The sequence below is a fragment of the Streptomyces ossamyceticus genome, assembly GCF_001418475.1.
In the GTDB taxonomy this organism is placed as follows: domain Bacteria; phylum Actinomycetota; class Actinomycetes; order Streptomycetales; family Streptomycetaceae; genus Streptomyces; species Streptomyces ossamyceticus.
The window spans coordinates 1-9,903 of the sequence record NZ_LIQX01000191.1 but is presented as its reverse complement, the minus strand read 5'-3'; the positions used below and the strand labels follow the sequence as shown (position 1 = coordinate 9,903).

General features: G+C 71.1%; 9 protein-coding genes. 7 read left to right on the top strand and 2 right to left on the bottom strand.

Annotation, left to right across the window (positions count from 1 at the left end; translation table 11 throughout):
- The first annotated feature begins 102 nt into the window (after positions 1-102).
- Both AOK15_RS15585 and hutH read left to right on the top strand, forming a co-directional pair.
- Positions 103-1,272: a GGDEF domain-containing protein gene (locus tag AOK15_RS15585; protein WP_055517094.1), complete on the top strand. Its 1,170-nt coding sequence runs from the start codon at positions 103-105 to the stop codon at positions 1,270-1,272.
- Between the two features lie 434 nt (positions 1,273-1,706).
- A complete protein-coding gene (hutH, locus tag AOK15_RS15580) occupies positions 1,707-3,245 on the top strand; it encodes a histidine ammonia-lyase (protein ID WP_055517090.1) in 1,539 nt (512 codons plus the stop codon).
- A gap of 99 nt (positions 3,246-3,344) precedes the next feature.
- Here the strand turns inward: hutH and AOK15_RS15575 are convergent, their stop codons facing one another.
- Positions 3,345-3,683 (bottom strand): hypothetical protein, encoded by a 339-nt coding sequence (locus AOK15_RS15575; RefSeq protein ID WP_063798989.1) that lies wholly within the window; start codon positions 3,681-3,683, stop codon positions 3,345-3,347.
- Positions 3,684-3,793: 110 nt separating this feature from the next.
- Between AOK15_RS15575 and AOK15_RS15570 the strand changes: the two genes are divergently transcribed.
- The 4 genes from AOK15_RS15570 (at position 3,794) to AOK15_RS15555 (ending at position 8,079) form a co-directional block, all read left to right on the top strand.
- On the top strand, positions 3,794-4,138 hold the full coding sequence (locus tag AOK15_RS15570) for a hypothetical protein (protein ID WP_055517088.1): 345 nt from the start codon (positions 3,794-3,796) through the stop codon (positions 4,136-4,138).
- Between the two features lie 222 nt (positions 4,139-4,360).
- Positions 4,361-5,629, top strand: a complete 1,269-nt coding sequence (locus AOK15_RS15565) for a L,D-transpeptidase (protein ID WP_055517085.1) — start codon at positions 4,361-4,363, stop codon at positions 5,627-5,629.
- Between the two features lie 204 nt (positions 5,630-5,833).
- Positions 5,834-7,330, top strand: coding sequence for an ABC transporter permease (locus AOK15_RS15560; RefSeq protein WP_055517083.1), 1,497 nt, complete (start codon positions 5,834-5,836; stop codon positions 7,328-7,330).
- Between the two features lie 65 nt (positions 7,331-7,395).
- Positions 7,396-8,079: an ABC transporter ATP-binding protein gene (locus AOK15_RS15555; protein WP_055517081.1), complete on the top strand. Its 684-nt coding sequence runs from the start codon at positions 7,396-7,398 to the stop codon at positions 8,077-8,079.
- Positions 8,080-8,191: 112 nt separating this feature from the next.
- Here AOK15_RS15555 and AOK15_RS15550 read toward each other — a convergent pair whose 3' ends face one another.
- A complete protein-coding gene (locus tag AOK15_RS15550) occupies positions 8,192-9,118 on the bottom strand; it encodes a helix-turn-helix domain-containing protein (protein WP_055517078.1) in 927 nt (308 codons plus the stop codon).
- 173 nt (positions 9,119-9,291) lie between these two features.
- Here AOK15_RS15550 and AOK15_RS15545 point away from each other — a divergent pair.
- Positions 9,292-9,903: NAD(P)-dependent alcohol dehydrogenase (locus tag AOK15_RS15545; RefSeq protein WP_157870257.1), on the top strand; the 612-nt coding region annotated here is incomplete at its 3' end.

The window sequence follows — 9,903 nt, the reverse complement described above, 5'->3', positions numbered from 1 at the left end:
GTACCTCTCTTTGCCCGGTGGCCGGGGCGGGCGCGGGCGGGCCGTACCCCTGTTCGCCTCGCCAACGTCTCAAATCGGAGCAAAGCTCCCTAGCCTGGAGTCGTGGGTGACGACAGACGGCTGAGGGCCGTGGTCGCGTTGGCGCGGGGCATGGCCGCCGCGCACACGCCGCAGGAGTCGTGGCGGGCCGCCGCGGACGGGGCGTGCCGGGCCCTGTCCGGCAGTTTCGCCGCGCTGTCCGTGTGGGAGCGGGAGCGCGGGCTGCTGCGGGTGCTCGTGAACGTGGGCAACCGGGCGGCGGACGAGGAGGAGTTCCCGGAGGACGAGACGTACCCCGTGCACCAGTTCCCGGAGATCGCGGAGTTCCTGCACGAGCGGTGGCTGGAGGGAGGCGAGCCCAACGCCTGGGTGGAGACGGCGGCCGGGCCGGTCGCGGACCGGCGCCGGCGCGGCTACTGCCACCAGCGGGTGGCGGCGCTGCGCCGGCGCGGCCGGGGCTGCTGCGTGGTGGCGCCCATCGTGCTGAACGGCCGGGCGTGGGGCGAGCTGTATGTGGCCCGGCCCGCCGGGGAGCCCGTCTTCCACGGCGACGACGCCGCGTTCGCGACGGTCCTCGCCTCGGTCGTGGCGGCGGGGATCGCGCAGTCGGAACGGCTGGAGGAGGCCCGGCGGCTCGCCTTCACCGACTCCCTCACCGGCCTCGGCAACCGGCGCGCGGTCGATCTGCGGCTGGACGAGGCGATGGAGGCGCACCGGCGCGACGGCACGGTGATCAGCCTGGTGGTCTGCGACCTCAACGGGCTGAAGAAGGTCAACGACTCCTACGGGCACGCCGTGGGCGACCAGGTGCTGGAGCGGTTCGGCTCGGTGCTCTCGCGCTGCGCGGCGGAGCTGCCGCACGTCCTGGCCGCGCGGCTCGGCGGCGACGAGTTCTGTCTGCTCGCGGTGGGTCCCTCGGCGGACGAGGTGGTGCGGGTCGCCGGTGATCTGTGTGCGCGGGCGCGGGACTTGGAGCCCGGTGAGGGGGTCGCCTGCGGGGTCGCCTCCACGGGGGACCCGATCGGGCCGCTGCGCTCGGCGCGGCGGCTGTTCCGGCTCGCGGACGCCGCCCAGTACCGGGCCAAGGCCGCCGGTTCCATCGAGCCGGTCGTCGCGGGCCGGGAGGGCGGCGACGGTGAGGACCCGGTCGTCCGGCTCGCCGACCGGCCGCCCGCGCCGGTGGACCCGGCGCACCCGGGGGACCGGCGCCGCATTCGAGGGCGCCGGTCCTAGGGCGGGCCGCGCGACTGTTCGAGGTCGCGCGCGGCCCTGGGACGCCTACGGACGCCGGTGGTGTAGCCGTCGGCCGTAGGGGCCCCACGGCCGACAGGGGGGAGTGGTGGCCGTGGGGACCTGGGGTCGTCCGAGGCGTCGACCGTCATGTGCGCGCACGGGGGAGGTGGCGTGCAGGTGAGGCGTCAACGCATCAGGTGTCATGACCGTAACTCCCCGCCCTGCCGGATACGTCTGTTACCTGCGAGTTTCTGATCATTCTTTGATCGAATTCCCATAACACTCTGATCGTTCTCTGATCTACGCGAGTTGCTTCGTCCGTGAATGTCGCGGATCGTGTCATGCGGCGCCGGTCCGGTAAGGAGTCCACCCGGCCTCCGCTCGTGACATTCGGCGATTCAGTCCCTACGATCCTGAATATGGATATGCACTCTGTGGACACGGTGGTCCTCGGGACGTCCGGTGTCACCGCCGCCGACGTCCTCGCCGTGGCGCGCGCCGGCGCCCGGGTCGAGCTCTCCGAGGAGGCGCTGGCGGCCCTCGCCGCGGCCCGCGGGATCGTGGACGCGCTGGCGGCCAAACCGGACCCCGTCTACGGGGTCTCCACCGGCTTCGGTGCCCTCGCGACCCGGCACATCAGCCAGGAGCTGCGCGGCCGGCTCCAGCGCAACATCGTCCGCTCGCACGCGGCCGGCATGGGCCCGAGGGTGGAGCGCGAGGTCGTCCGCGCGCTGGTGTTCCTGCGGCTGAAGACGGTCTGCTCCGGCCGCACCGGTGTGCGCCCCGAGGTCGCGCGGACCATGGCCGACCTCCTCAACGCCGGGATCACCCCCGTCGTGCACGAGTACGGCTCCCTCGGCTGCTCCGGCGACCTCGCCCCGCTGTCGCACTGCGCGCTCACCCTCATGGGCGAGGGCGACGCCGAGGGCCCCGACGGCGTCGTACGGCCGGCCGCCGAGCTGCTCGCCGCGCACGGCATCACCCCCGTCGAACTGCGCGAGAAGGAGGGGCTCGCCCTCCTCAACGGCACCGACGGCATGCTCGGCATGCTCGTCATGGCGCTCGCCGACCTGGAGACGCTGTACACGTCGGCCGACGTCACCGCCGCGATCTCCCTGGAGGCGCTGCTCGGCACCGACAAGGTCCTCGCCCCCGAGCTGCACGCCATCCGCCCGCACCCCGGACAGGGCGCCTCCGCCGCCAACATGCTGGCGGTGCTGGAGGGTTCGGAGCTCACCGGGCACCACCAGGACGACGCGCCGCGGGTGCAGGACGCGTACTCGGTGCGCTGCGCCCCGCAGGTCGCCGGTGCCGGGCGGGACACCCTCGCCCACGCGCGGCTCGTCGCCGAGCGGGAGCTGGCGTCCGCCGTCGACAACCCCGTGGTCCTGCCGGACGGGCGGGTCGAGTCCAACGGCAACTTCCACGGCGCCCCGGTCGCCTACGTGCTGGACTTCCTCGCCATCGCGGTCGCGGACCTGGCCTCGATCGCCGAGCGGCGCACCGACCGGCTGCTCGACAAGAACCGCTCGCACGGGCTGCCGCCGTTCCTCGCGGACGACGCCGGTGTCGACTCCGGTCTCATGATCGCCCAGTACACGCAGGCGGCGCTGGTCAGCGAGCTGAAGCGGCTCGCCGTCCCGGCCTCCGCGGACTCGATCCCGTCCTCCGCGATGCAGGAGGACCACGTCTCCATGGGGTGGTCGGCCGCCCGCAAGCTGCGCACCGCCGTCGACAACCTCACCCGGGTGCTCGCCGTCGAGCTCTACGCCGGGACGCGCGCCGTGGAGCTGCGCGAGGGCCTCACGCCCGCGCCGGCCACCCGGGCGGTCGTCGAGGCCGTACGGAAGTTCGGGGTCGAGGGCCCCGGGCCGGATCGATTCCTCGCCCCCGACCTGGCGCTCGCCGACACGTTCGTCCGCGAGGGCCGACTGGTCGCGGCCGCCGAGTCGGTCACCGGCCCGCTGGCCTGACCTCGGCCCCTGACGGGGAGCGCCGACCGGGACGCGCAGGGGGGGGCACCGCCGACGTGGCGGTGCCCCCCCTGCGTACGCGTGTCAGTGCCGGGCGCGTCAGTACGCCTCCAGACGGCCCTGGCGCACCGAGTACGCCACGAAGCCCGCGCCGAGGCCCAGGAAGAGGGTGCCGCCGACGATATACGGCGTGGTGTTGGGGCTGCCGGTGTCGGCGAGTTGGGTGGTGCGACCCGCCGACTCCCCGTCCTCGGCCGATCCGGAGACGGTCGTCCCGTCCGAATCGGTCGTGGTCGTCGTCTCCTGCCGTATGTCCGGCGCCTCCTGGGTCGCGTTGGCCGACGGCACGAACCACAGGGCAGCCAGAAGGGTCCCCGCGGCGGTGGCGGTCAGCAGCGATCGGCGGGCGGTGGACGACGCGCGACGTGCGACGGACACGGAATATCGATCCCCTTGTGACGCTGGCGAATTGGCCGTGGACAGCGATGCTAATGAAAGTCGCGGGTCGCGGGAAAGTCGCGGGGCATGTGAGCCGTACGCTCCGAAGCATGACTACAGAGGAGACATCACAGTTTGTCCGCCTCCGCGTGGAATTGGTGGTGGAGGTCGAGAACGTCGAGGCCGTCACCGGCGCCGCGTTGCGACGGATCGCCGACGATCCTGATATGCCGGGCGATGAACGGGTACACGCCGAGAGCGCGGTGACGGAGGACACAGCGGAGGCGCTCGCGTATCTGATCGACCCGTTCGACCTGGTCGGTGAGGTGCCGGGCGTCGAACTCGCCCAGGCCTCCTGGAGCAGTGAGGCGATCGACTACGACCCCGATTCGCCGGAATGGGGCCTCGACGAGGATGATGACGGCGAGGACGACGAGGAAGTCGGACGCGGCTGAGGCGCCTTGGGGAATTCATGACCCCGGGCGGCAACCGCCGCCCGGGGTTCTCTCGTCCCAAAGGGCGCACTGGTCACTCGCGCACCACCGCCCGGAGTCACTGTCGACCCGGACCAGGCGGAGTGGCGTATCCCACACATCGGCGCCAAGCGGAACGGCTCGGTGCCGTGGTGGTGTTTTAGTGCTTACGGGGATTCTCGGTTCTTGGGGATTTCGGCAACGATGGAGAAGCGTGTGATGACGAACAGTAAGCGGCGCAAGGGCCTGACGGTCGCGTCCGCACTGCTCGGCGGGGTGCTGGTGCTCTCTGCGTGCAGCGGGGGCGACGGCGACAACGCGTCCGGGGGCGACGGAGGGGACTCCTCGCAGTCCAAGGTCGACGAGGCGGCGGCCAAGAAGACCTCCGAGGCCGACATCAAGATCACCCCGAAGGACGGCTCGAACAACGCCTCCATCAACAACTCCGCCAAGGTCACCGTGAGCAAGGGCGAGCTCACCAAGGTGACGATGACCACCACGGACGGCGCCGCCGTCCAGGGTGAGATATCCGCCGACAAGAAGAGCTGGGCGCCGAGCGTCCAGTTGGAGCGGTCCACCAACTACAAGATCACCGCCACCGCCGAGGACTCCGAGGGCCGCGAGGCCCACGAGAACGCGGCGTTCACCACGGTCTCGCCCGCCAACAGCTTCATCGGCAACTTCACGCCCGAGGACGGCTCCACCGTCGGCGTCGGCATGCCGGTCTCGATCAACTTCGACAAGGCGATCACCGACAAGGCCGCCGTCCAGAAGGGGATCACCGTCTCCTCCAGCTCCGGCCAGGAGGTCGTCGGGCACTGGTTCAACGCGAACCGCATCGACTTCCGGCCCGAGGACTACTGGAAGGCGGGCTCCACCGTCACGCTGAAGCTCGCGCTCGACGGTGTCGAGGGCGCCGACGGCGTCTTCGGTGTCCAGCAGAAGACGGTCACCTTCAAGATCGGCCGCAACCAGGTCTCGGTCGTCGACGCCAAGACCAAGCAGATGAAGGTCATGCAGGAGGGCAAGGTCGTCAAGACCATCCCGATCTCCGCCGGCTCGCCCGAGAACAAGACGTACGAGGGCCAGATGGTGATCTCCGAGAAGTTCAAGGAGACCCGGATGAACGGCGCGACGGTCGGCTTCACCGACGACGACGGCAAGGGCGAGTACGACATCAAGGACGTACCCCACGCCATGCGTCTGACGACCTCCGGCACCTTCCTCCACGGCAACTACTGGGGTGCCGACTCGATCTTCGGCAACGTCAACACCAGCCACGGCTGCGTCGGTCTCAACGACACCAAGGGCGCCAACGACCCCAACACCGAGGCCGCGTGGTTCTACGACAACTCCATCGTCGGTGACGTGGTCGTCGTCCAGAACACCGGCGACAAGACGGTCGCCCCGGACAACGGCCTCAACGGCTGGAACCTGAGCTGGGCCGACTGGAAGGCGGGCTCGGCGGCCTGACCCGCCACCCGAGCGGTGCCGCGCCGATCACCGGACGCGGCACCGACCCTCTTCCGGCCTCCTGACATCGAAGCCGCCCCCGGGGGCGGCTTCGGCGCTTTCCGAGACCCGCTTCGGCGCCCCTCCCCTGCCGGCTTCGGCGTTCTCATCCCGCTCTTATGAGGGGCTTATCCCGTCATCACGTGGCCTCCCTAGCTTTCGGCCATGTTTCTCACCTACCTGAGGCGCGAACTGCGCCGCCGCAGAAAGGCGGCGCTCGTCGTCGCCTCCGGGCTCGCCCTCGGCATCGCGCTGGTGATCGTGGTCAGCTCCGTGTCGTCCGGCATGGAGAAGGCCCAGGGCAAGGTCCTCGCGTCCCTCTACGGCCTGGGGACGGACATGACCGTCACCAAGGCCGCCGCCGCGCCCGGCGAGAACGGCGCCGAACGCCCCCGCTTCGAGTTCGACGCACGGGACGAGGACTCCGACGAGGAGCAGAGCAGCGACCTCGTCCGCGTCCAGGGCTTCCAGACCCTGAAGAGTTCGACCGTCACCGAGGTCGGTGAGCAGCAGGGCGTCGCGGAGGCCGTCGGCGGCCTCAGCCTCCAGGTCATCAAGGTCGACGGGCAGTTCCGGCGCGGCCAGTTCCAGCAGGACGAGAGCGCGGGCGGCCGGCAGCAGGGCGGTCCCGGACAGAACGGCGGGAGTGGCGGGCAGCCGCAGGGGCGCGTCGAGGGCGGCGGCGCCGAGTTCGACGTCGACAACTACTCCGTCTACGGCACCGACGTCACCGAGCCGGACCTCGGCCCCCTCACCTCCTCGAAGATCACCGGCGGACGTACGTTCAAGACCTCCGAGACCGACGCGCGGGTCGTCGTCGCCGACGCCTCCTACGCTCGCGAGAAGGAGCTGAAGGTCGGCGACAGCGTCACCATCGACTCCACGAAGTACAAGGTCATCGGTATCGCCACCCCCGACAGCGGGGACGCCGCGGCCGACCTCTACATGCCGCTGAAGCAGGCCCAGATGCTCAGCGATTCCCAGGGCGAGGTCACCACGATCTACGTCAAGGCGAGCGACTCCCAGCGCATCGACTCCGTCAAGTCGGCCATCCAGAAGAACATCTCGGGGACCACGGTCACCACCTCCGCCGATCTCGCCGACACCGTCTCCGGGTCGCTGTCCACCGCCTCCGACCTCGCCTCGAACGTCGGCAGGTGGCTCTCCGTGGCCGTGCTCGCCGCCGCGTTCCTGGTGGCCGGGCTGCTCACCTCCTCGGCGGTCTCGCGCCGGGTGCGGGAGTTCGGGACGCTCAAGGCGCTCGGCTGGAGGTCGGGGCGGGTGACCCGGCAGGTCGTCGGCGAGGCCATGGTCAACGGCCTCGTCGGCGGGGCGCTCGGCATCGCGCTGGGCCTCGCGGGCGCGTACACCGTCACGGCGATCAGCCCGACGCTTCAGGCGGAGGTCGGGGCGGCCGGACGCGGGTTCGGCGGCGCGGGCGGCGGACCCGGCGCAGGCGGCTTCCCGGGCGCCGGCGGTGCGGGCGGCGGGCGTCAGGCGGCGTCGAACGCGCTGGACGTCGCGCTCACCGCGCCCGTCAGCGTCTCCACGATCGCCCTCGCGGTGGGCCTCGCCGTCACCGGCGGACTGATCGCGGGCGCGTTCGGCGGCTGGCGCGCCTCCCGGCTGCGCCCCGCCGACGCCCTGCGGCGGGTGGAGTAGCAGGCCGCCGTCCCCGACCCGTGCGGCACGTCGGCCGCGTCCTCACACCATCCAGGAGTTGCACCATGTACGTACTGACCGGCGTGACCAAGCGTTACACCCGGGGCAAGGACACCGTCGATGCGCTCGACGGCGTCGACCTCACGATCGCGGACGGGGACCGGCTCGTCATCCAAGGGCCCACCGGGGGTGGGAAGTCCACGCTGCTCCAGATGCTAGGCGGGCTCGACAAGCCGTCGGGCGGGAGCGTCGAACTCGACGGCACCGACCTGGCCGGGCTGTCGGAGGCCAGGCTCACCCGGGTGCGCAGCGAGAGCATCGGGTTCGTGTTCCAGAGCTTCAACCTGATCCCCACGCTGAGCGCGCAGGAGAACGTGGAGACGGCGCTCGTACCGCTCGGCGTGAAGGCGGGGGAGCGGCGGCGACGTGCCGCCGAGGCGCTGGAGTCGGTGGGGCTGGGGGAGCGGCTCGGGCATCTGCCGGCGGAGCTCTCGGGCGGTCAGCAGCAGCGGGTCGCGATCGCCCGCGCGCTGGTGAAGCGGCCCAAGGTCCTGCTGGCCGACGAACCCACCGGCAACCTCGACGAGTCGACGCGCGACGAGATCATGGAGGTGCTGGAGGGCCTGTGGAAGGAGCACGGGCTCACCTTCGTGATGGTCACGCACGACTCGACGCTGGCGAGGAAGGCCCCCAGGGTCGTGACGATCCGCAAGGGGCGCATCACCGTGAAGGAGAACGCCGGGGCGTGAGACCGCCCTTGGCGCGGGTTGCCCCCGGCGTGGGGCGCGTGGGGCGCGGGCGCGGATCAGGACACGGCTGAGGCGACGGCCCGCCGGGAGGCACCTCTCCGGCGGGCCGTTCTCACGGCGCCGTCGTCCGGGCGCGGGTGGCGTCCGTGCCCCAGCTGGCCAGCAGACGCAGGGCTTCCGCGGACGGGGAGCCCGGCTCGGCGTGATAGGTGATCAAGGTCTGCTCGTGGTCGTCGGGGAGCGGGAACGACTCGAAGGACAGCGTCAGATCGCCGACCAGGGGGTGCCGCATGCGCTTCACCCCGTGACTCTTCTCCTTCACGTCGTGCGCGGCCCACAGCCGCCGGAACTCCTCGCTCTTCACCGACAACTCGCCCACCAGCGCCGACAGCCGGGGATCGTCCGGGTGACAGCCCGCGTCCATCCGGAGATAGCTGACGATGTCGGCGGCCTTCTGATCCCAGTCGATGTACAGATCCCGGTACTCGGGCCGCAGGAACACCATCCGCGCCCAGTTCCGCTCCTGTGCGGGCAGCTCCGACCAGTCCCCGAACACCGCCGCCGCCATCCGGTTCCAGACGAGGATGTCCGAGCGCCGCCCGGTGATGTAGGCGGGGACGCCGTCCAGCGAGTCGATCAGCTGCCGCAGGGCGCCCCTGACCTGCTGCGGACGGGCCGACGGCTTCTTCTTGTGGGCCTTCGGCTTGGCGAGGTGCGTCAGATGGTTGTGCTCGGCGTCGCTCAGCCGGAGGGCGCGAGCGATGGCGTCGAGGACCTCCGCCGACACATTGCGGCCGTTGCCCTGCTCCAGCCGCGTGTAGTACGCCACCGACACACCCGCCAACTGCGCCAGCTCCTCCCGCCGCAACCCGGGCACCCGCCGGTGCCTGCCGAACTCCGGCAGCCCGACGTCCTCCGGCTTCAGCCGGGCCCGTCGCGTCCGCAGGAACTCACTGAGCTCGGCACGCCGGTCGAGGGGGGCTCCGGTCGGGCCGCCGAGCGGCTGCCGGTCCTGTGCGGCTTCGGGCTGTGCGTCCATACGTCAAGTATTCACGGTCGTACGCCCAGCAGCCTGACCCCGCCAGTGGTAGGACCAGCGGACGTACGTACAAGCGTGACCTGGGTGACCGCGGAGATCTCGGGCAGGCTGACATCCGTGCCCGGCCGGAAGGCAGGCCGGGCACGGGAACGACGGCTAGGAGAACCCTCGGCATGTCCACCACTGTCGCCGCCTACGCGGCCCCCTCCGCCAAGGCTCCGCTGGAGCGCACGACGATCGAGCGCCGCGAGGTCGGTGAGTTCGACGTCCTGATCGACATCAAGTTTGCCGGTATCTGCCACTCCGACATCCACCAGGCCCGGGAGGGCTGGGGCGAGGCGATCTTCCCGATGGTGCCGGGCCACGAGATCGCCGGTGTCGTCGAGGCCGTCGGCTCCGGCGTCACGAAGTTCGCCGTCGGCGACCGGGTGGGCGTCGGCTGCATGGTCGACTCCTGCCGCGAGTGCGAGAACTGCGAGGCAGGGCTGGAGCAGTACTGCCTCAAGGGCAACGTCGGCACGTACAACGCCCTCGACAAGAACGGTGAGCCCACCTACGGCGGCTACTCGGAGAAGATCGTCGTCGACGAGGCGTTCACCGTACGCATCCCCGAGGGCGTCGCCCTCGACGAGGCCGCGCCGCTGCTGTGCGCGGGCATCACCACGTACTCCCCGCTCAAGCACTGGAACGCCGGCCCCGGCAAGAAGGTCGCCGTCGTCGGTCTGGGCGGCCTCGGCCACATGGGCGTGAAGCTCGCGCACGCGCTCGGCGCGGAGGTGACCGTC